The organism is Mediterraneibacter sp. 210702-DFI.3.120, assembly GCF_020561005.1.
Classification (GTDB): Bacteria; Bacillota; Clostridia; order Lachnospirales; family Lachnospiraceae; genus Mediterraneibacter; species Mediterraneibacter faecis.
Genome location: NZ_JAJCNG010000023.1, coordinates 17,539 through 44,024 on the forward strand (window position 1 = coordinate 17,539; position 26,486 = coordinate 44,024).

The following is a 26,486-nucleotide window of genomic DNA, read 5'->3' on the forward strand; positions in this document are numbered from 1 at the left end:
TCATTCTCCCTCCTTCACCGTATCTTTTACAGAAATATGGGCATCCCACATTTCCTTATAAAGCGGGCATGACATCAGTAGTTCCTCATGTGTACCATGTGCTGTTACATTTCCATCATTTACGACAAAGATCTGATCACTGTCCTTAACGGTAGAAAGCCTGTGTGCGATTACGATCAGTGTCTTCCCTGCTACCAGTTTTGCAATAGAATTCTGCAGAATCGCCTCATTTTCCGGATCCGTATAAGCAGTTGCCTCATCAAGAATTACAATCGGAGCATCCTTCAGCATTGCCCTTGCAATGGAGATACGCTGCCTCTCTCCTCCTGACAGATGTCCTCCTGCACCTCCTACAACCGTATCAAATCCGTTCTCAAGCTGCATGATAAATTCATAGCATCCGCTTTTCTTTGTCACCTCGATGATCCGTTCATCTGTAGCCTCCGGATTTCCCTGTCTGATATTTTCACGTACCGTTTCATTGAACAGATAATTATCCTGTGCAACATATGCAATTTTCCGATTAAAATCTGCAAGCGACATTTCTTTGACATCAACTCCACCGATTTTAATACTTCCGGAATCCACATCCCACAAGGACGCAATCAGCTTTGCGATGGTTGACTTACCGCTTCCGGAAGGTCCTACGATTGCATTTACCGTTCCTGTTTTTAGCTCCATAGTTACTCCATGCAGAATCTCTTTGTCGTGATAACCAAACCTGACATTTTCAAGTGTAACGGAGTTATCTTTTGGAACACTTTTACTTTTCTCTGGACGTTCAAGCTCCGGCTGTTCCAGAATTCCTGCCACTTCACCAACAATCACTCCGATCTTGCCAAGATCATCTGTATAGGAACCCACTGTGATCAACGGTCCAACGATTCCAAGTGATAAAATAATGCAGATGACAAAATCTGAAATCGCAAGTGTTCCATTGGCTACATAATGTGCCCCAAACGGCAATACCGTAAGAAGCGTATAAGGTGTGACCACCATCATCAGTCCATGAAAAATCGAGCACCGTTTCATCCAGGAAATAAAGGAATCTGCATAAGCCATAGCCGCCTTTGTAAATTTTGCATAAGAACTTTCTGTCTTTCCAAATGCCTTGATCACTTCGATTCCGTCAATATATTCCACTGCCGCATCATTCAGATCTTTTGTTGTCCGAACCGTTCTCTCGAAGCTTGGTTTAAAATCCAGCATCATTCCAAAATAGGAAAGAAATCCCACTATAACCGGCACCAATGACCAGAGTGCCAGTCTCCAGTCTGTCAGGAAGAAATAAATCAAAATCACAATCGGTGCCAGCAGATTGGACGTGAATTCCGGGACAATATGCGCCAGTGTTGTCTCGATACTGTCGATTCTTTCCACCATAATATTTTTAAATGTACCGGAAGGTGTGTCTTTCACATAGCCAAGAGGTACCCACGCCAGCTTGTCACAGCAGGATTTTCTTATATTTGCAAGTACTGCAAACGTTGCTTTATGTGACAATGCTGTCGAAAGTGAATGAAGCAGTTCTGCAATGATAAACGATAATGCAATCAGAACCGCTTTTGCAAGATATATTTCAAACTCCTTTTCACCATTTAAAAACAGCTTTACTATATCTGCAATAATAAAATACGGCAAAATCTTAAAAATCACATTTCCGATTGCAAGTAACACACTCCATACATAGGCAATTCTTTTTTGTCCGGCCCATGTCAGGATCCAGCTGACTGCCGACTTCTTTTTTTCTTTCACATTCGTTCACTCCTTACTTTGGTTTTATTGTTGTTTCTTTCATTAGTTTATTCTAACTCATATATAATAAAATAGGTGGCTTACTGGCATTAGCCACCTGATTTACATTAGTTATACCGGGAATTCAATATTCCACAATCGTTCCCAGCCACCTGTATTGAATTCTTTCAGCTGATGCACATTTTTCTTTGCAGTCTCTCTATCTATATCATGCTCAATGATCTGAAATACTGATGAAAAAAATCCCGTATAGATCATATGCATAAGGCTTTCCTCTACAATCGGTATTTTCACACCGTTCTCTTTCATCTTTTCCATATATTTCAGGCTGGACTTCATTTCCCGCTCTACCATATTGTGTATGAATAGTTCAAATTTTCCACTGTCTCCACATTTCAACAATAATCTGAAATTATCATAATGATCATAAATATAATCAACCATCTGCTCCATTCCGTCACTGGATGTATACGACATATTCCTTGTCTGATCACTGGCCGAAAGCTTTTCAAACTCCTCAACGATCTGATCATAAATCTGATAAATGTGTTCCATATAGGGATCTGTCAGTGCATCAAAAAGTGCCTCTTTCGTCGGATAATATTTGTAAAATGCACCAGTAGTAAGTCCGGCATCTTTTACAATGTTTCTTAAAGATGCTCCGGTCAGACCATCTTTCAGGAAATGTTTTCTGGCTGTATTTAATATATTTTTTTGTGTATCTTCTGCTTTTGTCGACATTCTTTTCGTATCCTCTAAAGTTCTTTCCAAAAATATAACAGTGCTATATAGCACTGTTATATTTTAACTCATTACAGGAATTTGTCAAGTCTACTGTTTCGATTTTTTATTTTCCCGTGTATTCAATTTTCACTTAGCAGATGCATCTGTAGTTTGATTTTGCCGTCGTCACACCACATGATTCTCTTCAGCATCTTTCCTTTTGACCAATATAAACTTTTCATTGCTATATATAAGAACGGAACCATGATTTTGCGTGTTGCCTTTCCAATTTGTACAAACTGTCCACCATCAAAAAATACATGCTTTAACGGTATTTTTGCCTATGTCAGAAATGCCATGGCAAGATCTGCACCAATCGAAGATGCAACTACAAATTCTATTTCTTTGATTCCATGTTTAAGCCTCCTCTTTGACTTTTTCAAAATCTACTGTCTGTTCCTTCATAGAAATTTTTACCACCTTAAAACCATACTGCAAAAGTTCCTTTTTGAATGTAAGGAACGAATGATCTATAGGCACTCCGGCAATGTTTTCAATTTCAGCAAAAGTCAACTTGAAATCGTCTGTTTTATTTTTATTGATCCACTTCCATAAAGGATTATATTTGCTCATAATTATCATTCATCTACTTTCCAAAACTATTTACGATATCCTTTACCATCAGTCAGATTTACTCCACTTGCCACAACACTTTCCCTGCATAAAATATTTTCTTATCTTCTCCATTCCTTCTGCATCCATCTGATACTGATCTGCAATAGTTCCATTTTCAAAATGAATGACGTCAGTGCAACACTCTATAATCAGTTCCAAATCATGTGTGATCACATAAACCGAAATTCCGGTATCCCACACTTCTCTTAGAACCTCTGCAACCTCCAGCATATGCTTATGATCAAGACCACTGGTTGGTTCATCCAAAAACAGCACAGAGCGCCCAGAGGCAATTGCAGATGCGATAGCCACCCGCTGCTTCTGACCTCCGGAAAGTGACATTGGATGACGGTCTTTGACTTTTATCAGATCCAGCATTTCAAGAAATTTGTCTGCTTCTTTCTCATTTTCTTCTTTCATGCTGATCATAACTTCATCCTGTATTGTCTCTGTAAAAAGCTGATGGTTTACTTCCTGCATGACCATATAACAGGCTTTCAGCCTTTCTTTTGGTCTGTAAGTTTTTCCATTCCAGATGATTGTGCCACATTGTTTTTCCAAACCACAGAAACAACGGGAAAAAGTAGATTTTCCAGCTCCATTATTGCCCGTAATTGCGACAATCCGATTTGCCGGAATCTCACATTCTCTGATATATAAAATCTGTGGACCATTCTTATATGCAAAATTAAAATCATGAAGCTCCATTGTGGTTCTTTCTGATATCAACATCTCTGGCATAAGGAGATTTTCCAGAACATAAGCCCGCAGTCCCATCTCTCCCCGCTTTTCTTCTGTCAGATTTTCAAACTCTGTGGCTGAATAATCCTGAATAATCTGTCCCTCTTTCATATAAATAAACCGATCCGCCAGCCCACGCAGATAATACAGGCGATGCTCCGATATAATAATCGTTTTTCCCTGTTCCTTCCAGTGAGCGATTATTCTTCGCAGATCCATGATTGAAGCTGCATCCAGATTAGAAGAGGGTTCGTCCAGGACAAAAATATCCGGTTTCATAATAGAAACCCCTGCACAGGCAATCTTCTGCTTCTCTCCACCTGAAAGCTGAAAAATATTGCGTCCAATCAATTTTTTCAGATGCAGCTCCTGAATTGTAGCCTGCAATCGATCTTTGATTTCTTCCTTTGGCATTCCAAGATTTTCACATCCAAAAGTAATCTCGCTTGTTGTATCTACATTAAAAAACTGTGACCGTGGATTTTGAAAAACACTTCCAACAATTTTTGCTGTATCATACAGTGGCTGCTGCGAAACATTTATCCCATTTATCCATATCTCACCAGTTAATTTTCCTTCATAATAATGTGGAATCAACCCATTGATCATTCGAGTGAGTGTTGTTTTTCCACAACCGCTCTCCCCACATAGCACAATAACCTGACCATCTTCTATCTCCAGATCAATATCCCGGATTCCCACAGAATATTCATTATTTTCTCCATATGTAAATGTTGCATGATCTATTTTTATCATAATGTACTACCTCAAAAAAACAATATACTGATGCAAAAAGAACAATATAAAGCATGCAAAGCAAACAACAATGGCAATAAAATCCTGTACATGAAAGCCAATCTCGCAGACATTGGTTCTTCTGATCGGTGCACCAAGTCCCCTTGTTAGAGCTGCTGCAGACAGCTCATCACCAATTTTTATTACGGATACCATCAATGGTATCAGCCGGTATTCAATCATAAGGAATGGATTTTTACCACCAAAACGGATATTTCTCATTTTCATTGCATCCCGGATTGCCTGATATTCTTCCTTGATTGTAGGAAAGAAACGGAAAATAACTGACAACGGTATAATGATTTTTTCTGTGACATGCATCCGCTCCATTGCACTGATAAACTCACTTACAGATGTAGAAGAGATCAGATATGCACCTGTCATAATTCCCGGTGCAAAACGCGTCATAATTGATGTTGCTGCCAATACCAGAAAAGAAATCATACCACTCCAAACATTCAATGCCAGCCGCTCCAGTACAAAGCATACCGCATAGAGAACTGCATATTTACCGGCTGTTTTGAATTTGTGCTCTGACAAAATCAATGCAAATGGTATAAGGCTTAGTATTGGTTTTACTATATTCATGATTCCATCATTGCTGGTACTGAACATCAATGTTGTAATCGTTATAAGCATAAACAATTTTGTTCTAGGATCTAAAACAATTCCATTTCTGCTGTCAACAGTAGCAGATAATATCTCATCCATTACACGATTCCTGCTTTTACAAAGTGTTTTTTGAGCAACGCTTTTCCAATCATTCCTCCAATGATTGCGCAGATAAAGATACCTGCAATCACAAGAACAATGCTCCACATAGGCATGACAGCCATTACTTTATCTGCATACTCTTTACCAAAACTGGCTGCGAAGCTGGCTCTTGAATCTTCTACCATGAAGTACATTGGAATATATGTACCAACCATCCAGAGACTGAATACTGCATATCCAATCAGGCTCCTTTTAGCACTTTTATAATTGCCAAATTTCAGAATCAAATCTCCCAGCAGCCCAAAGATAAGCCCCAAAGGTACACCCCAATATCCCATTCCGGTAAGTCCCATCAAAAGGCCACTCAGAATTGCCATCAGCGTTACCATACCAAACTTCTTTACCCTTGTCAGGAATAACATAAATGGAATTCCTGTGATCAGTGTCCACAATGCACCAAGAATCGGAAGAAATATCGGAACAAATCCAATCGGAATTGCCACACAACATCCGAGTACAAAATAAAGGACTGTGAAAAGTCCCAGATTAATCAGGTCCTTCGCCTGTAATTTGTTATTCATACAGAATACCTCCCTTGTATAATTAGCTCTATCTAACTACTCCATAAAATACCATATGTTTTGTTATATCTCTACAACCAAATATCATTTTAGCTCCAAACAGCATTGGGTTTTATTGTTGACTCTGCTCTCTTCAAATCCTATAATATTATCTGTTACAGGGCAAAAGTACTTATATCAGGGAGATCTTCTATGAAAATTAACGACGTGATCCAAAAATGCATCAAAATACCGGGTATATCCATAAAACAGGCTGAATATAGTATGGAGCTTATATTAAATACGAAGGAAGGTAAAGGTTCGATGACCTTTTTTTCACTTTTCCCCGGTCTGTCTCTGGCATATATTTTTATAAATTCTCCAACCTGGACGGCTCCCGACCTTCGATCAGACAGCTCCATTACAAAAGGTCCATTGCTTCTTAACTATTGTGTGACAGGTCGTTGTGAAATGATCCTAAACAGCAAAAATTTTGTCTACATCAAAGACAGAGAACTTTCTCTCACAGAATGCTTTGCCCAAAAAGAATATGTTTATCCAAGGCGCATCTATGAGGGGCTTGAATTCTTTATTGATATAGATACATTTACTTTAGAAAATACATGGGTACAAAATGAATTTAGCATTGATTTCAGAAAAATCTCAGAGATGTTTTGTCCTCATGGAAGCACTTATATATCGACAGCGGCCCACGAAACTGAGGAAATTCTCAAAAAACTATGGGAATTATATGATTTTCCGGCCTCTTTTGCAGTCATTCAAATGAAAATATATACGCTCGCTTTATTCTCAGTACTACAAAATTTGGAGGCTATCCCTAAGTCTCAGGCCTGCACTTTCTTTACTGAATCTCAGGTTAATATTGCTAAAAAGGTCGAAAATATCATCACCTCAGACCTAAGGCAGCATCATCCTGCGTGGGAATTGGCTGAATATTTTTCTATCAGCGAAACCAGTCTAAAAAATTATTTTCGCGGTGTTTACGGACAGAATATTTCTGTCTATCTGCGTGAAATGCGTATGAATAAAGCAGGCGAACTGCTTGCCTCAACACGACTGTCTGTAGCTGAGATTGCAGCACAGGTCGGATATCTGAATCAGAGCAAATTCGCCTCTGTGTTTAAAAAGCATTTTGGTGTATCACCTTTGGAATATCGCCGCACCAGACATTTAGACTCCTAAACTCTCCATTTTGTTGCCTCTCTTCTTTCAACAATAAAATGACGATAAATCCCATCCTGTCTCACAAGTTCTTCATGTATTCCCTGCTGTACGGTTTTCCATTCTCCAGAACGAAAATCCGTTCAGCTTTCTGTACTGTTTTTAGGCGGTGTGCAATCATAATAACAGCTTTATCATTTGTCAGGTACCATCCACTGGTCATTAAAATGACAAATTACATACAATAAAACTTCTTCCGAAGATATATTCTGAGTAGCATGATACCCATATTAATGAGTATAAATAGCAAAATCAAATTCACTGGCAGATATTTTCTAGTTACATCTCCAAGCACTGTTATTCCTGAAAGACTTCCAATTAAAAACATCTGTGAAATTTCATCCCACATTTTTTTGTATCGTTTTATTGCTTCTATAATCATTACTATCATAATTGCCAATATAAAAATTATAGCTACGATTGCCAAAATCCTGATAACCCAGGCTTCTCCCCCCGTATAAGCTATTTTTTGATTGAACCCATTATCATAAGTCGGATATACCAACCATTCACAAAATCGAACATACCATGTGAATGGAATCCTAAAAAAATCTATGAAATCATGCTGAAAAGCACCATTCTGTATGATTGCAAACAGGATTACTGTAATGTATCCTATTCCCCAGAAATATTCTGCGTCCCTCATTTTTTCGGTTCTGGACTTTACTTCTTTTTTCGTTTTACGGATTTCCATCTCTGCACGTTTCTTTTCATTACGGGCTTTTGCTTCTGCCTGTTCCATCTTTTTCTCTGCTTCTTTCTGTTTCTTCTGTGCATCATCTACTGCTTCAACAGATGATTTATTAACCTGTATCTGCAATTTAGAGTTCTGGTCCCGAACGTCTTTTATTTCTTCTTCGAGCTGCTCTTGCTCGCTCCTGCTCTTCAAGCCGTTTCTGTTCCTTAAATCGTCGTTGTTCTTCTGAAGCGATTGATTCAACTTCTGCGTTTCGGACAGTTCGGTTGTCAAACGATGAATTTCGTCGTTTAATTTCCGAATTTCGTCTTGCATTTCGTGACTCTCGAAGAATAGCTTCTGTTTTTCCATCTTCAGCTTGTGTGTCCTTTCCTGAAATTTCTGGATAAACTCGTTCATCTTCTGAATTCTCACCTGTAACTCGTCTCTCTCTTCCGTCACTAGCTCCAGTAACGCCGCCTGCTCCTTCGCAAGCTGCTTCCACTTGTCGGTAGTATCCGGCAAGTTCTTCATCTGATCTGCTGTCTCTGTTGGCTGAATCTCTGGCTTTTTTCCTATTTCTATCAAATTCATTCTCCAATCCCTCCTTGCTGATGTCCAGATGAAATGTTTTTGACAAATTGCTATCTCGCACTTTCTTCCCATCCTGGTTCTGAAATGTGATGTGCTTCCGTTTCTCTGTCCAGTTTACGTTCCATCCGAACTGCTTCATTTTTTCTATAAACTTTTCTTTGCTGATACAATTTTCCAGTGCTTTTAACACTGCCATTGCACAGTCCGCTACAAAGCTATCCTTTACCTGCTGACAGAACAGATTATATTTGTCTTTGCTCCATGCAATGACTTCCCCTTTTTCAATCTGACTTCCATCAAAATGCTTTCCTTTTTCGGCAACGGTCAGTCCTCGTTCCCGGCACATCTGATTGGTAAGCTGTTTCATACGTTCCAGATCTTTTCTGGTATTATGTAGCTTTCTCCCATCTTCATAACTCACTGAATTAGTAACCAAATGGCAGTGGATATGGTCTTTATCCTTATGCACAGCCACTAAGGTCTGGAATCCACTGAACCAATTTTCTGCAAACTCTTTTCCAAATTCAAATGCCTGCTCCGGGGTGATCTGCTCATCCTTATGCCAGGAAATAATGTTGTGGGCATACATTCTCCCTGTATCTTTATTCCACATCTTCTTTTCTTCCAAAAAGGTTCTGTACACCAAATCATAATTAATTTCATTGTGACAGTACGGGCCTGTTACATAAGTAATCAGCTCACTTGTCTTGTCCTGCCGTAAAACATATTCAATACAATTTCTCATTGCTCCATGTGTATTTGTCCGCTTATTAATCGTCTTATTAACTGCCATATCCTTTCACTCTCCTTCCGATACTTGAGAATATTTTTATTGAGGAAATACAACATACTGTCGTTTGGGATTTCTCCATCTGTATGCAGTTTTCTTGCAATCTGGTTGATATTTGTCGTAGCTCCCCGGAGCTGACAAAGGATATCCGCAAACATCTGGTTCAGTCTTTTCAGTTCTTCTATTTCCTCTGCCGATGCTATCTTCAAGTCTGCGATTGCTTTTATCACAACTTCCTGCTGTGTTCTTCCGGATTCTTTAACCTTGCTCTGAAACAAATCGTATTCCTCTTTATTCATCCGTATGGTTACTGTATGATTTCGTTTTCTCATAGGCTTTTGTCTCCTTTCATTGCTTGATTTTCATTCTTTGTTAACAGCCACAGCGTTCTGGCGGCATATTGGCAGGAGATTTATAAGAGAGTGCAACGCTCTCTTATACAGGTGCAGGACAGAGTCCTAGTCAATCAGTAAGTATTCCGTAGGAATGTCCGGTGGACATTTCGCAGAAATACTTACGTCATTGACGTGCCGGGGTTCCAAGGGGCAGAGCCCTCTGGCAAGTTTAGGAACAGCCCAAAGGCTGGCTCCGGTGCAGAGTGGCTTGCCACTTTGCGAAACTTGCCTGTCATCTCCCCACCACTGAACCAGCACCAAGTAAGCAACATTCTCCTCTGCGTTATTAAGCCAAAATTGAGATGACAGTGGTTTTGTGGTGCAGGAACTGACTGTAAAAGAAAGAGAAAATCTCCACATTCCATAGATTTTTCCTTTCTGAAACAGGCTAGTCATGCACCACTCCGATGCGAAGTATCGGACAATCATGTGCCGTATCCAGCACTCTATATTTCTTCTTTGCCTTGCTTATACAACGTTTTCCATCTGCAAATGTCTCTCTGCCATATTTCGCTGTTATTTCTGCTTTTCTTTTTCTGAATCACTTTCCATTTCTGCTGAAAAGCATAAAAATAGCAGTCATGAACATTTCACTGATTTTTACCAATAGAAATGCCATCACTGCCATTACCTTTTTCTGCTATTCTGTTTCCGTAAAGCTTTCCTTACTGTCAGTCTATTTTTCTATTACTGCTATTTTATTTTGTCGCAAATTTCAAACAGGTCATGCAATAAATTCTCCAGTTTCATAAGTCTGCGATGCTGATACCAGATCAATCCGGGAAGTCCCACTGCAAGGAAGAACGAAGCACATAAAATCTTTATTGCCTGTCCTCTGCTGCTTATCCCTCCATATCCAAATCCACATACCAGATTCACGAATAAAACATAGAAATATCCACAAAATAAAACAAATTCAAAAATCCACACCAGCACCTTTTTCACTTTCTCTTTCACTCTGTACTTCTCCCTTCTGCATTTTTAAATTCAGTGTAGCGAATTTCTCGCTATATTTCAATAGTGAATATCTCGCTAAGTTATTATTATGCTAGAGGTGAAACGCATGTATCAGAGAATACGGGATCTGCGTGAAGATCGTGACCTTACGCAGAAGAATATGGGTGAAATTCTGAATTGCAGTCAGCGTATTTACAGTAATTATGAATGTGGTGATGTCGATATCCCTACTCACATTCTGATTAAACTGGCTGAATTTCATAACACCAGCGTTGACTATCTGCTAAACCTGGCAGATGATAAACGTCCTTACCCAAGAAAAAAGAATAGCTCCACTTAAGGCAGTCCGATTTATTTTATGCAAACCGGACTGCTTTTCCTTTTTACAGACAGCTAAAAACTATCCGCAAAATCCAGTGCTGCATCCATATCAGCTTCTTTCTCCCAGTCCAGATTATCTTCTGCGATCTCTCCATCCGTTTTCTCCATTGTTAGTGTTCTGTCCGACAGATTAATTTCTCCTACCGATTCTTTTACAAACGGTACAAGCATTTCAATCAGGTTCTTCGCCATAGCCATCGGAACGGATTCTTTTACTCCATCCCGGATAGCTGTTTCCACCCTTTCCAGAAAAGCATCTTCCTTTTCTCTGGTTTCCAGATACGGATCTGCTTCATTCCGGTACTCTCTGGAAAAATAATCGTTTAAAGCAACTACAACTGCTCTGGTGTACGATTTATATTTTTTCCTGTCCATCGTCTGCAAATATTCCCATGCCTGCCTGTCCTGTTCATCACAAAGATTCAAACGGATATTGGTGTTGATGATTTTCCGTTCTTTTCTCATACAAGCATCCCTCCGTTTCTCTGGATTTTCCTTACGGTCATTGCTTCATAGCCTTTCGCTGTGGCACAGATGTCCCGTACAATTGTCACCCGGCTCTTGTCATATTCTCCAAAATTCTGGATCATACAACCGCCACCGCCGACCACATACAAACGCATCAGTTCTGGATTATATTCCCGTTCTCTCAACTTATGGAAGATTTCTTTCGTATAATCTCCGGCAGCTTTACGAATGACTGTCAGATATTTCTCGCCAATATCTGCTGTCCCGGTACGGATCACCTGCTCAATCACCAGGTCGTCCACCACTGTTCCCAGTTCTTTCAACAGGGATTCCCTTACAGCAAGCACACACTGATGCGTTCCATATTTCTCTGTAAAGCATTTCTTCTCTAATGGACGGGAATTATTGATATACATGATATTCATAGTTCCATTTCCAATATCTGCCAGCATATTGATTCCTTTGAAATCCTGTAAACGGTAAAAAGCTGCTGCAAATCCCTGTGGGTAAATATCAGCTCCTGCAAACTCCACATGATATTCTTTATTGCGGAATGTAAAATCCACACATTCATTCTGGAGAAGATATTTCTGGAAATCTTCTTTCTGTGTAGCTACCCAGGTAAGTGGAAGTCCGGCTGCAATGTGTACCTTTGCCCGGTTCATACCTTTCCCATCCAGTTCCCTTGCGATAGCCGCCAGTGTCAGCACATAATAGTCCTCGTCCTGCGTTTTCTCTGCACAGAACTCCTTGTGTTCCTCTCCGATCTGGTAATACATGCCATTGTAAACAAGAAGATTATTCTGGAAGATTGGCTCCTTGTCATATCTGGCTACACCGGATGGAAAGCATCTGGTGGCTGTTTTCATGTTTCCATACCCATGATCAATCCCGATCACCATAACTGTCTCATTATTGTTGTTTTTCATCATTCTCATAATCATACCTCATACTTTCTTAATATTTATTTTTGACTTTCTCCCAAATTCGGGAAAAACCTATATTTGTATCAGCTAAAACGTTGATACCTGAAAAAGGGCAATCAGTGTAAAAAAAGCAAAATTTTATGTACTCTGGCAGCTATCTTTGTTATTTCTCCTGCTCCGGTAACATTTCTTTTTGCTTATTTTGCCCTAAATGCCCTTAATTCCCTGATTCATATTTAATTGTAACTGTTTATAATCTATATCTGTTTCTTCAAAAGGTATTCTTTCTTCTGGATCTACAGGACAAAAATCTTCTTCCTTAACTGCAATATCCTGATAATAGAACTCACCATTGTACTGCTTCAGAAGGAAACCTTTATCTGTCATATTCCTGAAAAAGTTGGATTTACCATGCCCCTGTCTGCCATTCTCTTTGCAGTATTCCTCATACATATGGAACACTTCACTTCGTTTCAGACGTTTCCCTTTGGCACGCACCAATGACTCATCAATAAAAGCACAGATACTATCTGACGTCCGTTGCACTTCTCTTACACATTCTTTGCTGTGTTCGCTCTCCGTGAACTTTCCCTGTTCGTACAGATTTTTCAATGCAATCATCGCCATATGAATTGCATAATCGGATTCTGCCTGTACCTTTTCCTTTAAGTGCAGATCTTTTTCACCACTTTTTACTACCCGGTTCATATCGAGAATCAGTAGTCTACGATAAAAAGCATCTGACTTGTCCTCAAGATTCTGTGGCATTTCATTGGTAGAAAAAAGCAGCTTTGCATAAGAGTGGAAATGAATTGCATCCTGTCCTTTTTTCTCATAAATCAGTGTGTCCTCACCGACTGCTTTCTTTAATACATCTGTATTCTCCATTGCCTTGCATGGAATATCCGCACAGGCATTTAATAGCTTTCCGTACATTCCAGTCGCATAGAATCGTTTATTTAAATCCTGTAAAGAAATGCTGGACATATTGTTGATTCCAACTACATGCTGAATCAGCGATACTGCCACAGACTTTCCGGTTCCACCATTTCCTTTCAGTGTAAGGAATTTCTGAAACTGCGTATCCTGTGTCATGCAGTATCCAAAATACTCCCAGAACGTCTGCTGTTCTTCTATATTTGGAAGAGAGGATGCAAGATATTTTTTGATATTTTCGCCGCCCTGCATCACCTGCTCTCTGTCTTCCGGATAATAGGGAAATGGTATCTGATTGATTGTCAGATAATCCGGATTGTGTTCCAGCATTTCACCCGTAATCGGATCATAATATCCATTTCTAAAATTAATCCACCGCACAGGCTGCTTATTTAGTTCATATGCCTCCCGGTGAACTTTCGGCTGTGTAATCAGCAGATTATAAATTCTTTTAATTACGCCACTCTGTATCTGATCTCGATAGATCAGCTTCTGTATACGGTATTTCATTCTCACCCCATTATGATCTTCCCAATAGGCACCATGTTCATAATAATAAGGTGTAATTCCTACCACAAAAAACTGAACATTCTCCACCAGATAATCTACAATCTCCATATCCCGGACGCCTTTCACATTCCCTTTTGCATCAAATAAATGAAAACGGCTCAGTTCCGGTTGTTCTTTCGGTTCTCGTTCAAACCGAAGAATATACTGTTCCAGTAGTTTCTCAACTTCTTTCTGATTATCCAATTTGCCAAGGTACTCTTTCTCTTTGAACAACTGCCAGCCTGCTTTTCCATCAAGACCAGCGTCTTTGAAAAATATCTGTAACTTATCATTCATCCACTTCACCGTACAGGCAGCCACATAATGATAGGCACTCTGACAGCTTCCAGTAAACTGAATAGACCTCATTTCCTCTATAAAGGAATCTGCACTGAAATAATATCCGTCATCTTCCTGCACCAGGCAAAGTGCCTGATAACCTGACATCACAATATTCAACGCTATATCCTGATTGTCCACCAGAAAGATATAGGTCTGTGCTGTCCCTTCTGGATTGGTTTCCATATAATGCTTCAAAAACTTCTTGTTCAAACTTATCACTTCCTTTCAGGCAAAAAGAAAGACGCAAGCCATATTTTATGACTCACGCCTTACTTCGCTCACAATATTCTATTTTTATCAGTTACCTGCCAGATTGATTACTGGCATTCCTTATACATAAATCAATTCTTTCAGGATAATCTCTTCTGCAATCGCTCTGTGCTGATTGGCTGCTCTTACCCATGTCATCTGATTTTTCTCCTTATCTGGCAGTGGTTCTTTTTCTTCCAACTGCTTCAGGAGCACTTCTTCCCGTTCTCTGGCTGCCTTGTCCACTTCCAGAAGATGCCCTCCAATGGAATCCTGTAAAAGCATCACCTGATACGTTGAATTCCGATGGTTCTTCAGATAATCTCTGCGTAAGAATCCATATTTGCCAAGTTGTTCCATCTGCTCACCGGATTTATAGGTGAGGTTCGGAATCAGGTATCCATTTACATTTGTATAAGTCAGTTTCATATCCCTATGACCTCTCTTTCGTTTAAACTGTTGTCTGTAACAGAACCAACTGTTCATGTTACGTCATTGCTACAAATCTTTCTTTCCATATCATTTTGAATCCAACCCGGGCAGATTTTCTTCAAAATCATGGTGAAAGTGCTTCGTTTCTGTGTTGGGAAAATGAACGGAAACACTTGATTTTACTGACTTTCTTCAATGTAACCTTATTATAACGTCCTCCCCATACCCCAACTCCCCATTCGGCCACCTCTCATACCCCGGAATCTGTCTCGCCCCTCTCCGCAAATATGCTTTCACTTTCTCTCCATACAGATACGGATCATTCCCTTTCACAATCCCCCACTCCATCAAAAGTGCCGCGCTTCCTGTAGCAAAGGGCGTTGCAAATGAAGTTCCTGTGAACTCTGCATATCCTCCGCCTGCTACCGGAGCCATTACCCTCACACCCGGAGCTGCCAGATCAGGTTTGTTCGCATTTTCCCCCTCATATATCTGTGTCGGTCCTCGTCCGGAGAAGTCTGCATAGGAAAAGGTCAATGCATTATACGCTGCCACAGTAATAACAAGCGATGCAGTAGAAGGTATCGTAAGTGTTGTGGAACTGTCTGGCTTTAAAAATGCAGTGCCGATATTAAGTGCATTCTGTACCGGAAGCCACATTTGCCACAACTTATCCACAACCTGTCCTGGCATCATCTGTATTTTCCACACTCCGGCTGTGACAAATTCATTTTGTGGTAGAAAACTAATATAAATTTCCTGACGAACACTATATGGTTTTGGCTCTCCATAGTAAACCAGGAGTTCTGTTTCACCAATCTGTATTCTTTGTGTTCCTTCTTTTTCTTCCAGTCTGCCGGAATGATTTCCGGATGGATCGACAATTGTAATTGTGACTTCATCGACATAGGATTTCCAAATTTGCAAACTGAATGACTTCTCCCTCTGCTGTACTGCAAGTTGAACTTCTGTCATCATTCCTTTTCTATATTCACCTGCCGCATGTCCCGCAGTCGTTCCTTCATTTCCACTTCCTACACAAATCACATTCTTCCAACGTTCAGATACTGTATTCAAATATCTTTCCAAAAGACTTGTTCCATCATGGGAACCATATGTATTCCCAAAACTGATATTGATTGCCACCGGCTTTTTTAACTCTTCCGCTTTTCGTACGATATAATCCACACCTCGCATCAGCTGGGTAGTTCTTGGGAATCCTGTTTCCCCTGCTCCCCCCATCTTTACAATCAGCAGTCCTGCTTCGGGTGCAACTCCCCGATATTTTCCATTCTTACTACCCCTTCCATTTCCAGCCGCAATCCCGGCTACTGCTGTTCCATGTCCACTGGTATCACGACTTGGTACTATGCGATACCTTTCTTCCCTGACTTCCATGCGTAGTGCTTCATTTATCTGTTCTGAAGTAAACTCTGTTCCGATATGATATCCTTGCGGCGGTTTACCGTTTTGTAACGTCTGATCCCATAAAGCAAGAATTCTTGTCGTTCCATCTGCATTTCTAAAATCGGGATTTTCATAATCAATCCCACTGTCTACAATTCCGATCAATACGTCCTTTCCCAGCAGTGGAAATGACTGTTTTTTCTGCTGATTATCCTCTAAACCCTCTTGCCCAATCGAAGAAAAAAAAGGCGCAGCCTGTACTTCATCAATACAGGACACACGCCTTCCATTCTCTACTTGAAAATATAAACTTTTTGGTTTTTCTATAAATTCTACTTCTGGAAATGCTGCCAGTTCTTTTATCTGACTTTCTTTTATTTGGATAATGGCATATCCACCTGTCAGTTCCGTCACATAAACAGCTCGTGTTCTTACTCGCTCTAACGTCCCGGAATACTTCACGATCAATTCCCATTCTTTTTCTTCCAGATCATATCCGATATCCAGACTCTCGCTTTTCTGACGTTCTTTTTCTGTGATACTTAATGCAAGATTCAATTGATTTTCTATTTTCTGGCTCACGAAGGCTGCACCTTACTTCATCTCTTATTTCTATGTTTTATGAAGTAATTTAGCAGATTATTCCATTTTCATCTCTAAGACAACTACCTCACAGCTTTTCAGATTCAGTCTGTTCTTTGTATAATCTACTGTCTCTTCCTTCTGGTTCGACATTAATACTCTTTTCACATTCCCCTTCAATTCAATGCTTGCTGCGTCTGTTCCGAAATTAGCCGCGACAAGAATACTTGTTGCTGCGTCTGTTCTATAAAATGCCAGGATATCATCCATTTCTTCATATTCCGGAATGAATTCTCCATAAGTAAATACATTTTTAAATTCATCTGATTTACGCAGTGCTACTAACTTTCGATAATAATTCAGAACAGAATCCGGATTGTTTTCCTGATCTTCGACATTGATCTCTTTGTAATCAGGATTTATCTTTAACCATGCCGTTCCTTTTGTAAACCCGGCATTCTCCCCGCTTGTCCATTGCATTGGTGTTCTCGCATTGTCACGGCTCATCCGATTACAAGCTTCCATTGCTTCCCGGTCAGATAATCCAGCTTCACGGGCAATCTGATACTGGTCTTTTGTACTGATATCATCGAATTCGTCAATGCTATTCCACTTCGCATTTTTCATGCCTATTTCCTGTCCCTGATAAATGAAAGGAATCCCTCTGAGAAGAAGATTAACCGTACCAAGCATCTTCGTTCCCGCCGGTGTCTGGGCATAAGCCGGAAGAAATCTTGACACACCTCTCGGTTCGTCATGATTCTCTATAATATTTGCTTTAAATCCATACTTCTGTGTTTCCATCTGAGACTGGAAGATTGCTTTTCTCCATTTAGAAAATTCCATCTTCGGAGCATCATACCATCCATGTTCTCCATCACTGAGACAATGTGCACTAAAGTCAAATATTGTTGAGAAATGTCCGTTTTCTCCAATAAATTCCGGTAATTCATCCGCTTTCATATTGAAGACCTCTCCCACTGTAAATGCATCGTATTTTTGGAATGTATTTTTCTTTAAGTCTTCCAGAAGTTCTCCGACACCATCTACACTTTCAACCATTTTCCAGCAGCCGGCCATGCCATCTGCCCCATCCGGTTCAAAATCAGGAAATTTCAGATCTTTCTTGATATTAATGATCGCATCGATTCGAAAACCGGAAAGTCCCTTTTCCAGCCACCAGTTGATCATATCATAGAGTTTCTGTCTTAATTTCGGATTCTCCCAGTTCAGATCCGGCTGTTCCTTTGCGAACATATGAAAATAATATTTATCAGTTCCCGGCACCGGTTCCCAGCAGCTTCCGCCAAAATAAGAACGATAATTACTCGGTGGATTTCCATTCTTTCCTTCTCGGAAATAGAAGTAATCCGCATATTCTCCTTCCGGATCCGTTAATGCTTTCTGAAACCATTCATGTTTGTCAGAACAATGATTAATTACCAGATCCATGATAATATGCATGTCTCGCTTTTTCGCTTCCGCCAGCAATTCATCAAATTCTTCCATCGTTCCAAATTCTTCTGCGATTGCATAATAATCTGCAATGTCATAGCCCTGATCTACAAATGGTGATTTATAGATCGGTGATAACCATATAATATCAATTCCAAGCTTTTTTAAATAATCCAGTTTCGATATGATACCTCTCAAATCTCCGATTCCATCTCCATTTGTATCAAGAAAACTCTTCGGATATATCTGATATGCTACCTTGTCATGCCACCACTTTTTTTCCATATTATCAACCTCTTTCACATCATTTTATCTTTCTCATAATATGGCGTCACGATCTCATAAGCTTTCGTATTGCCAGATCCCATCGCCTGTATTATACTGCTATTATATGATTATATTTGCATGAATTCTTGCATTATTTTTTCATTGTATAACACAATACTGCTATTTTAGGAGGGGACTCGTATGAACGTTCCACATTCACTCATATTAGAGCAAAAAGAAAATACAAAACATGGAGAAGTATTCTTTCCGATCCAAAAATATATTACAAAACTTAACTTAAATTCCCCGGTCATTATGACTCACTGGCACGAAGAAGCGGAACTCACTTTGATGACAAAAGGTTCCTGTATTTATCAAATTGATTTAGTTGACTATGAAGTAAATGAAGGTGATCTGTTATTCATTCCACCACTGCTTTTACATTCAATCCGCCTGAGTGGAACTGATGATTTCTGCTCAGAAACCTATGTGTTTCATGTTAACTTTTTAGGGGGAAATGCAACAGATATATGCTCCACCCGTTATCTTACACCTATGATAAATCATGAATTGACCTTGCCTTATCATATTTCGTCCACACACCCTGCACATCATGCTCTTCATGAATGCTTTATAAAAATGGCTTCACTCTATACGGAACAAACATTTGGATATGAAATTGCCCTGAAATCAGTCCTATTGCAGGCACTGTTTCTCCTACTTCAATATAGCACCACGGAGTCTGCAACTATTTCTGCTTCTTCAGATAAGCTGAAAAATGTACTCGATTATATCGATCTCCACTATGCCGAGCCTTTCACAATTTCTGAACTCGCAGAGCTTTGCTATTTCAGTGAATATCATTTTATGCGTTTTTTCAAAAAGCATATGAACATGACCTGCATCCAATATATTAATAATGTCCGGCTCGAAAAAGCAGTAGAATTATTTGAACATGGAGAAACATCCATCCTGGAAGTCTCACTCTCCGTTGGCTTTCATAATCTTTCTTATTTTCACAGAGCCTTTAAATCCAAATATCACATGACACCATTATCTTTTATCAAAAGACTGAATTAATGTTTTGCTTTAAGAAAAGCAGCGGCCGAAACTTCCATTTTCAGCCGCTGCTCCTATAAATTCAATCTTCTATTTTTTCTTTCTTCGTCTCTTCTTGATTAACTTTCGAATCAATACTACCAACAGAATAATGATCAGAATAAGAACCAGAACGATACCAACGATCATCACTGAAAACTTATTCGGATTCTTCACGAGATCGATCACATTTCTGCTTTCATCTACAACTTTACGTCCATGTGTCGTCTCATAATACTCCGGCACATTTGAAATGCCGTTGCCATCCGTATCATCAAAAGACTTCATATATCTTGCGATCGCATCCCATGCTTTCAGCTCCTTATCGCCTTCCATGATTGCCTGATTTTCCAGATTCTCGATCGGATTACCATCCTTATCCTTCGGCTCGATCTTCAACAGACCATAAGACATTTCCATTACAGAGCCAAGCATCTGTCCGGTATAAAGATCCGTCACAACTCGGTATAACTGGTCATCCTGGATCTCGATTCGTTCTCCATCTTCTCTTGTCAGATAACAGTCTGTTACTTTATTCAAGATCATTCGATTCGGATTGAATGTGAAATTCAGCCCGCTGCAATATAATCTTGCAGTTGTCATAAAATCGGAAACCGAAGCGTCTACTTCTGCTGCCAGTTTCAATTCTTTACCAGTCAGATAAACATCAATCAGCGGATATCCTGCCAATCCGTCTTTTCCTATTCCAAGTGAAAATGAATTATATACATCTTCTACAGTGATATTTCCTTTCGTATATGTGTCGCGCACACAGCCGCTTGGAACAACAGCTACATCCACCGGCGTTCCATTATAGTCTTCTGAATGCTCTACAGAATAGATATACGAATCAGACATAATATCTCCAAGATTCAGTTCTTCATGCTTCGTCTCCATTTCTTCGAGACTGTTGAATTCGACATCATTCTCGGCAAGAACTTCATCTCTTGTATATCCGAAATTCGTCAGATAATTAGTATCTACTGTATCCATCAGCGCATCGATCCGCTCTTGTGTCGCCTGATCCGGCTCGATATCTTCAGATACCGGAATCAACTCGTAGGAAGTCATCTCCCAACGACCATCCTGTTTCTGTGTCATGGAAAGTGATCCAAGATTTCTTGCGTATTCTCCACAGGATACAATGTAAGTATTTCCGTGCTGAATAGGCTCTTTTAACTCGGAATGTGTATGTCCGCTGATGATCAGATCAAGATCCGGTACTTCCTTTGCAAGGATCTCATCTTCTGATTTTTTCTCGTCCTCCCAGGTTCCGCTGTGAGACACACAGGCAATCATATCTACCTTTTCATTCTTCTTAATCTCTTCTACCGTTTTCTTAACTGACTCAACCGGATCTTTAAATAATAATTCACAGGTCGGTGCACATTTCAGGGCATCTACTCCAAACACGCCCACTACGGCGATTTTTACATCACCTTTCTCAACAACCACATAATCCTTTACGCCATAGTTTTCAAATGCTGACTGAATCTGTTTCTGACCTTCACTTAATCCGTTCATTTCCATACTGGCCCAGTCTACATTACACACGACAAGACTCGGTACCATCTCGCCGGAATTCTTCGCCGCTGTCAGCATGTCTGCCAGTCCCTTAGAACGATAATCATATTCATGATTTCCCAAAGTTGACACATCACATCCGAGATATCCCAGCATCCTAAGTTCCGCTGCTTCGGTATCATAAACTGTCTGGATCAGCGTTCCCATTGAAAAATCACCGCCGTCCAGTATCAGTGTATCCGGATTCTCTTTCTTCTTCTCGTCAATCAGAGTCTTTAGCTTCGCAAATCCACCGACTTCTTTCTGTTCTCCATCTACAATTGTTGAAAAGCTGTTTAAATGAGAGTGTGTATCATGCGTAAACAAAACATCTAACTGTTTGCTTTTTTCTGCCGCTTCTGCCGGAATATTCATTACAAATGGAAGAAGCATTGTAATGATCAGAAAGAGCGCCAGAATCTTTTTTCCTCTTTTCATAAGTTCTTTTCTCCTCTCAAAACTCGTGGTCACTGGGCTGAAAGCCCCGAAACTACGGTATTTATTTCAGCGACTACATATAGTCGCTGTAGTTACTTATATTCTGTCAGTTCCTCATAATCAAGATCTTCAAAATTAATTGCAATAATCTGCTCTTCGTCCACGCCATGCTGTTTTAGATAATCCTGATAAATCTCCAATAGTATTGATTTTCCACATCGTCTCACCTATGATAATGTAAAAACTATTGAATATTATTGTTTTTTGCATTCTATTAACTTTTATAGATTCTATTATTATTTCTAAAATTTTATAATTTTATTACTAGACTAAGGCAAATCGATTTTATTTTCTCTTAATTGCATTCCTTTTCATTCAGTGTTAGAATTTATATTATTGCTCTAAAATTTTTTACTGCAAAAATAAACAGAGATAAAAGGATAAAGATACTATGTTTCAGATTTTTGTTGACTCGGCAGCCAATCTGCCGGCTGTAACTGCAAAACAATACGATATTCACGTGATTTCTTTCGTCAATCTTGTTGACGGCAAAGAGATTACCTGTTTTGACCCGGATCTTTCACCAGAGGAAGAACGTCAGAAAGGAACCGAATACTATCAGGCCATGAGCAGGGGCTGCGAAATCAAAACCGGACTGATCAGCACTGCTGCCTTTGAGGAAGCATTTCGAAGCGCACTCGAAGCAGACCAGGATGTATTATATTTCTCACTGAGTAAAAATATCAGTGGTACTTACAATTCTGCAAGATTAGCTTCGGAAGAGCTGTTAGATGAATTCGGAGAGAAACACAAGATTCGTCTGGTCGACTCTCTCAATGCCTCACTTGCCCAGGGAATCCTTGCCGTCTATGCAAGCGAGATGCGTACCAAAGGAATGTCTTTGGATGAGGTCGCTGATACTCTGGAATATTATGTTGGAAAAATGAACGGAGTCTTCACTGTCGGGGATTTAAAATATCTTTCCCGCACCGGAAGAATTAAAGGAAGCGTTGCCACCATCGGAAATGTTCTTAAGATCAAACCAATCTTACGTGGAAACAAAGATGGCTATATCGTTTCTTACAAGAACTGTCGCGGACGTAAATCCGCACTGAACGAACTGGTCAATCTGGTCTGTGACAACATTGTAGAGCCAGAAAAGCAGATTCTCGGGATCGCACATGCAGATGCATATGAAGATTCGCTTTACGTCATGGACAAGATCCAACAGAAAATCAAAGTGCGTGATTTTATAAATACTTCTTATGATTTCTGTACCGGAAGCCATGTCGGACCGGATACGATCGCACTTTTCTTTATTGGGAAGGACAGGGAACTTTCATAATATATAGATAATAAAAGAGGAACAAGCCCATTGGCAATACACATGCCACCTGCTGTTCCTCTTCATTTATAAATCTGCCCGTTTTTTCAAAAACTTCTGAAATGCCTCATTGCCTAAAATCCAATGTGCAAATCAAGAAAACCAGGAAGAAAATATCCCTGTGGGTGCTTACATACCGGACATAATGCAGGTGCCTCTTTTCCTTCGTAGATGTGACCGCAATTTGTACAGATCCATTTTTTTGTTCCATCCGCATTTTCACACATATAAAACGTGTTATTCTCCAGGCTGTCTGCAATCTTACGGAATCTTTGGCTATGTGCTGCTTCTATCTCTGCAATCTGCTGAAATGTTGCTGCTGCCTCAAAGAATCCTTCCTGTTTCGCTACATCTGCAAATGCCAGATACACATCCTCCGCCTCTTCCTGCTCATTATGTTCTGCCGCACGCAACAGCTGAACCAGAGTCTTCGTCTCATCTACCGGATAACTTCCATCAATAAAGATATTCGTTCCTGATGCTTCTTTTAACAATTCATAGTATCTTCCCGCATGTGCCCGCTCCTGGTCTGCTGTGTACAGGAAAATATCCGCAATTGCAGGTTTTCCTTCTTTTCGTGCCTGTTCCGCCGCAAATGTATAACGGTTTCGCGCCTGTCCCTCTCCTGCGAATGCACGCATCAGATTTTGTTTTGTCTTGCTTTCTGAAAATAAAACAGCCATGTCATATACTTCCTTTCTTCAAATCTTCTACTCTTTTCTAAAAGCTAAATTCATCCGAATCAGTATATGTCATGACTGTTTTTTTCATTCACCCGTCCTAAATATTCATGGGAATTTTTTTATTTAATTAAACCCGATCAATCTTCTTGCAACCGTATACGCAAGTGAAGACACTCTTCTTCCTGATCTTCCCGGAAGATTCATCGTCTGTCCAAGAATTCCATAACGGATCTTCATATAAGTCCCATAATCTTTTTTCTTCAGATAAGCCCACAGTTCTTTCTTCTTCTCGAGATTCTCTTTCTTCTTAGAGCGAATGCATAAAATAGAAGAAACTGTCATCATGATTGCCAGATAATTCACCATATATTTTCTCAGCTTCTTGCTTCCGATCAGACGCAGCTCATACATGGAGATCATTTTCTTCGTTACGAAAAGCTGCTGGTCGATTCTGCTGATCATCACCTTCTCATTGACTGACTGATCCTCACGTCCGATGAAATATCTGTAAAGATCTACATTCATGTAATAAAGTGTACGTACATGTGGCAGCGGATAATATACATAAATATTGTCCACATAGAATGTATGCTTCGGCAGCTCTAACTGACAAAGCTTAAGCATCTCTGTACGGTAAATAACAGAGTGCATCAAGATATACTGATCGAGACGGAAATGTCCGATATCCTCCCATTTAAAAATCTGATTCTCCGGAAGAACGTTATCGTAACGAATGACTTTCTTATGCGTCATGCCAACCTTCTCATATACATAGTTCGCAATGACCATATCTACTTCAGACTCATCTTTTACAAATCCTTTGACTGTGTCAAGAACCTTTAACAGTGCTTCCTCGTCTACCCAGTCATCACTGTCTACAACCTTAAAATACTTTCCTGTCGCATGCTCCAGTCCACAGTTCACCGCATCTCCGTGTCCACCGTTCGGCTTCTCAACTGCTTTTACGATCGTCGGATATTTTTCCTGATATCGTTCTGCAATCTCCTGAGTTCCGTCTTTTGAACCGTCATTCACTACAATGATCTCAACATCCTCGCCCCCAACAAGAATGGAATTGATTGCCTTTTCCATATATGCCTCTGAGTTATAACATGGAATTGCAAATGAAATATATTTCATTGTTTAACCTCCATTTTAAATGCCCGCCTACGGCGTCGCTTCCTTTTCTTTTACGCTCATTATAGCATCTTTTCGACTTATTGTTGTAAATTTTCTTTTTTTCAGCTATAGTAATAACGAATCATCAATATATTATTGAGTTCTTAGAATATATTGACAACAGAAATCGACTATCTCAACTTAAACCAAAGGAGAAACTTTATGAAGAAGAATGCAATCGTCGGACAGTCCGGCGGACCAACCGCAGTTATTAATGCCAGCCTTTATGGGGTTGTTTACGAAGCACTGAACCGTGAGGATGTCATTGGAACAATTTATGGAATGATCAACGGAATCGAAGGTTTCCTGAATGAGAATATGATGGATATGAAACCTTTGGAAGTGAACGGTGAGCTTGAACTAATCAAGACAACACCGGGATCTTATCTTGGTTCCTGCCGCTACAAGCTTCCGGAAGACCTGACAGACGCTGTCTATCCGCAGCTCTTTGAGAAATTTGAGAAGTACAATATCGGCTACTTCTTCTACATCGGTGGAAATGATTCCATGGATACAGTAAGCAAGCTTTCCCGCTATGCTGAGACTGTAAACAGCGAGATCCGTTTCATCGGAATCCCTAAGACGATCGACAATGACCTTGTCCTGACAGACCATACACCGGGATTCGGAAGTGCTGCCAAATATGTAGCGTCCACTGTTCGTGAGATTGCAATCGACGCTTCTGTTTATGATAATAAAAAATCCGTTACAATCGTTGAGATCATGGGACGTCATGCCGGATGGCTGACCGCTGCCAGTGTCCTTGCCCGTAAATTTGAAGGCGACAATCCGGTTCTCATCTATCTTCCGGAAGTTGCATTTGATCAGGAACAGTTCCTTGCAGATGTTCAGAAAGCTTTCGAGCATACTTCCAACCTGGTTGTCTGCATTTCCGAAGGAATTAATGATGGAAACGGTAAGTTTGTCTGCGAGCTTGCAAGTGATGTAGGCGTAGACACATTCGGACATAAAATGCTGACAGGCTCTGGAAAATATCTGGAAAACCTCGTGAAAGACCGCCTTGGCGTAAAAGTTCGCTCCATCGAGCTCAATGTCAACCAGCGTTGTTCTTCCGCTATGCTCTCTGCGACAGATGAAAAAGAGGCGATTGCTTCCGGTTCTTTCGGTGTGCAGACTGCACTGAAGGGAACAACAGGAATGATGATTGCCTTCCACCGTACAGACGATGCGGATTACCACATTACTTACGCTCCGGAAGATGTAAATCTCATCTGTAATCAGGAGAAAACAGTTCCTTTAGACTGGATCACAGGAAATGGTTCCGATATCGGACAGCAGTTTATCGACTATGCACTGCCTCTCATCCAGGGTTCTGTAAAAGTACCGGAAGAAGGCGGACTGCCGAAATTTGCTTATAGGAAATGTAACTGTTCAGAGCCAAGCAAAATTTCATAAAATAGGTGTAAAATGCTTGCATTTTTAAGACTGTTTTTGAAATTTTATTTGGCGGATACGCCACACCGACGAAATGCGTAGCATTTTGGAGGTTGGCTCTGAACAGTTACTAGA

Annotated in this window: 26 protein-coding genes; 5 read left to right on the plus strand and 21 right to left on the minus strand. The window is 40.1% G+C overall.

Annotation, left to right across the window (positions count from 1 at the left end):
- The 6 genes from LI162_RS11870 to LI162_RS11895 all read right to left on the minus strand — a co-directional run bounded on the left by LI162_RS11870 (window position 1) and on the right by LI162_RS11895 (window position 5,984).
- Window positions 1-1,755 carry an ABC transporter ATP-binding protein gene (locus LI162_RS11870; protein ID WP_227156696.1) on the minus strand — a complete coding sequence of 585 codons (1,755 nt, stop codon included), beginning with the start codon at window positions 1,753-1,755 and terminating at the stop codon, window positions 1-3.
- 111 nt (window positions 1,756-1,866) lie between these two features.
- Entirely contained in the window at window positions 1,867-2,496 is a 630-nt protein-coding gene (locus LI162_RS11875; protein WP_008369863.1) for a TetR/AcrR family transcriptional regulator, read from the minus strand.
- A gap of 399 nt (window positions 2,497-2,895) precedes the next feature.
- Complete coding sequence (locus tag LI162_RS11880; RefSeq protein WP_215658707.1) at window positions 2,896-3,111, minus strand: hypothetical protein; 216 nt, start codon at window positions 3,109-3,111, stop codon at window positions 2,896-2,898.
- Between the two features lie 48 nt (window positions 3,112-3,159).
- The gene (locus LI162_RS11885) at window positions 3,160-4,650 is read right to left on the minus strand and encodes an ABC transporter ATP-binding protein (RefSeq protein WP_215658708.1); all 1,491 of its coding nucleotides are present in this window, start codon (window positions 4,648-4,650) and stop codon (window positions 3,160-3,162) included.
- Window positions 4,651-4,656: 6 nt separating this feature from the next.
- The gene (locus LI162_RS11890; RefSeq protein WP_177974558.1) at window positions 4,657-5,400 is read right to left on the minus strand and encodes an energy-coupling factor transporter transmembrane component T; all 744 of its coding nucleotides are present in this window, start codon (window positions 5,398-5,400) and stop codon (window positions 4,657-4,659) included.
- Complete coding sequence (locus LI162_RS11895; protein WP_005333775.1) at window positions 5,400-5,984, minus strand: MptD family putative ECF transporter S component; 585 nt, start codon at window positions 5,982-5,984, stop codon at window positions 5,400-5,402. Before LI162_RS11895 ends, LI162_RS11890 begins: the two co-directional genes overlap by 1 nt.
- A gap of 192 nt (window positions 5,985-6,176) precedes the next feature.
- Between LI162_RS11895 and LI162_RS11900 the strand changes: the two genes are divergently transcribed.
- A complete protein-coding gene (locus tag LI162_RS11900; RefSeq protein WP_215658709.1) occupies window positions 6,177-7,166 on the plus strand; it encodes a helix-turn-helix domain-containing protein in 990 nt (329 codons plus the stop codon).
- Between the two features lie 61 nt (window positions 7,167-7,227).
- Here LI162_RS11900 and LI162_RS11905 read toward each other — a convergent pair whose 3' ends face one another.
- The 5 genes from LI162_RS11905 to LI162_RS11925 form a co-directional block, all read right to left on the minus strand.
- Window positions 7,228-7,368, minus strand: a complete 141-nt coding sequence (locus LI162_RS11905; RefSeq protein ID WP_227156698.1) for a hypothetical protein — start codon at window positions 7,366-7,368, stop codon at window positions 7,228-7,230.
- A gap of 12 nt (window positions 7,369-7,380) precedes the next feature.
- The gene (locus LI162_RS11910; protein WP_227156701.1) at window positions 7,381-8,145 is read right to left on the minus strand and encodes a DUF6040 family protein; all 765 of its coding nucleotides are present in this window, start codon (window positions 8,143-8,145) and stop codon (window positions 7,381-7,383) included.
- Window positions 8,027-9,268: a relaxase/mobilization nuclease domain-containing protein gene (locus LI162_RS11915; RefSeq protein WP_227156703.1), complete on the minus strand. Its 1,242-nt coding sequence runs from the start codon at window positions 9,266-9,268 to the stop codon at window positions 8,027-8,029. The genes LI162_RS11910 and LI162_RS11915 overlap by 119 nt, the downstream gene beginning before the upstream one ends.
- Window positions 9,217-9,597 carry a plasmid mobilization protein gene (locus LI162_RS11920; RefSeq protein WP_167544874.1) on the minus strand — a complete coding sequence of 127 codons (381 nt, stop codon included), beginning with the start codon at window positions 9,595-9,597 and terminating at the stop codon, window positions 9,217-9,219. The genes LI162_RS11915 and LI162_RS11920 overlap by 52 nt, the downstream gene beginning before the upstream one ends.
- Window positions 9,598-10,353: 756 nt before the next feature.
- Window positions 10,354-10,617 carry a hypothetical protein gene (locus tag LI162_RS11925; protein ID WP_055158244.1) on the minus strand — a complete coding sequence of 88 codons (264 nt, stop codon included), beginning with the start codon at window positions 10,615-10,617 and terminating at the stop codon, window positions 10,354-10,356.
- A gap of 106 nt (window positions 10,618-10,723) precedes the next feature.
- Here LI162_RS11925 and LI162_RS11930 point away from each other — a divergent pair, with 106 nt between their 5' ends.
- Window positions 10,724-10,957, plus strand: coding sequence for a helix-turn-helix domain-containing protein (locus LI162_RS11930; protein WP_227156705.1), 234 nt, complete (start codon window positions 10,724-10,726; stop codon window positions 10,955-10,957).
- 53 nt (window positions 10,958-11,010) lie between these two features.
- Here LI162_RS11930 and LI162_RS11935 read toward each other — a convergent pair whose 3' ends face one another.
- The 6 genes from LI162_RS11935 to LI162_RS11960 form a co-directional block, all read right to left on the minus strand.
- The gene (locus tag LI162_RS11935) at window positions 11,011-11,463 is read right to left on the minus strand and encodes a hypothetical protein (protein WP_177975010.1); all 453 of its coding nucleotides are present in this window, start codon (window positions 11,461-11,463) and stop codon (window positions 11,011-11,013) included.
- Window positions 11,460-12,404, minus strand: coding sequence for a ParM/StbA family protein (locus LI162_RS11940; RefSeq protein WP_227156707.1), 945 nt, complete (start codon window positions 12,402-12,404; stop codon window positions 11,460-11,462). The genes LI162_RS11935 and LI162_RS11940 overlap by 4 nt, the downstream gene beginning before the upstream one ends.
- A 195-nt stretch (window positions 12,405-12,599) precedes the next feature.
- Entirely contained in the window at window positions 12,600-14,438 is a 1,839-nt protein-coding gene (locus LI162_RS11945) for a DNA primase family protein (protein ID WP_227156709.1), read from the minus strand.
- Window positions 14,439-14,549: 111 nt separating this feature from the next.
- The gene (locus LI162_RS11950; RefSeq protein ID WP_215658971.1) at window positions 14,550-14,897 is read right to left on the minus strand and encodes a TnpV protein; all 348 of its coding nucleotides are present in this window, start codon (window positions 14,895-14,897) and stop codon (window positions 14,550-14,552) included.
- Between the two features lie 195 nt (window positions 14,898-15,092).
- On the minus strand, window positions 15,093-16,889 hold the full coding sequence (locus LI162_RS11955; protein WP_227156711.1) for a S8 family peptidase: 1,797 nt from the start codon (window positions 16,887-16,889) through the stop codon (window positions 15,093-15,095).
- Window positions 16,890-16,946: 57 nt separating this feature from the next.
- Window positions 16,947-18,629 (minus strand): glycoside hydrolase family 13 protein, encoded by a 1,683-nt coding sequence (locus tag LI162_RS11960; protein WP_227156713.1) that lies wholly within the window; start codon window positions 18,627-18,629, stop codon window positions 16,947-16,949.
- A 183-nt stretch (window positions 18,630-18,812) separates the two neighbouring features.
- Between LI162_RS11960 and LI162_RS11965 the strand changes: the two genes are divergently transcribed.
- On the plus strand, window positions 18,813-19,691 hold the full coding sequence (locus tag LI162_RS11965; protein ID WP_227156714.1) for a helix-turn-helix transcriptional regulator: 879 nt from the start codon (window positions 18,813-18,815) through the stop codon (window positions 19,689-19,691).
- A 69-nt stretch (window positions 19,692-19,760) separates the two neighbouring features.
- Here LI162_RS11965 and LI162_RS11970 read toward each other — a convergent pair whose 3' ends face one another.
- A complete protein-coding gene (locus LI162_RS11970; protein WP_227156716.1) occupies window positions 19,761-21,710 on the minus strand; it encodes a bifunctional metallophosphatase/5'-nucleotidase in 1,950 nt (649 codons plus the stop codon).
- A gap of 92 nt (window positions 21,711-21,802) precedes the next feature.
- Window positions 21,803-21,937 carry an AAA family ATPase gene (locus tag LI162_RS11975; RefSeq protein WP_226875296.1) on the minus strand — a complete coding sequence of 45 codons (135 nt, stop codon included), beginning with the start codon at window positions 21,935-21,937 and terminating at the stop codon, window positions 21,803-21,805.
- A 224-nt stretch (window positions 21,938-22,161) separates the two neighbouring features.
- On the opposite strand from LI162_RS11975, the gene LI162_RS11980 reads away from it, so the two are divergent.
- Window positions 22,162-23,055, plus strand: coding sequence for a DegV family protein (locus tag LI162_RS11980; RefSeq protein WP_055146794.1), 894 nt, complete (start codon window positions 22,162-22,164; stop codon window positions 23,053-23,055).
- Window positions 23,056-23,168: 113 nt separating this feature from the next.
- Here LI162_RS11980 and rbr read toward each other — a convergent pair whose 3' ends face one another.
- Both rbr and LI162_RS11990 read right to left on the minus strand, forming a co-directional pair.
- On the minus strand, window positions 23,169-23,777 hold the full coding sequence (rbr, locus tag LI162_RS11985; protein WP_155204392.1) for a rubrerythrin: 609 nt from the start codon (window positions 23,775-23,777) through the stop codon (window positions 23,169-23,171).
- Between the two features lie 123 nt (window positions 23,778-23,900).
- On the minus strand, window positions 23,901-24,917 hold the full coding sequence (locus LI162_RS11990; RefSeq protein WP_227156718.1) for a glycosyltransferase family 2 protein: 1,017 nt from the start codon (window positions 24,915-24,917) through the stop codon (window positions 23,901-23,903).
- Window positions 24,918-25,118: 201 nt separating this feature from the next.
- Here LI162_RS11990 and LI162_RS11995 point away from each other — a divergent pair, with 201 nt between their 5' ends.
- The gene (locus LI162_RS11995; protein WP_227156720.1) at window positions 25,119-26,372 is read left to right on the plus strand and encodes a 6-phosphofructokinase; all 1,254 of its coding nucleotides are present in this window, start codon (window positions 25,119-25,121) and stop codon (window positions 26,370-26,372) included.
- Window positions 26,373-26,486 lie beyond the last annotated feature (114 nt).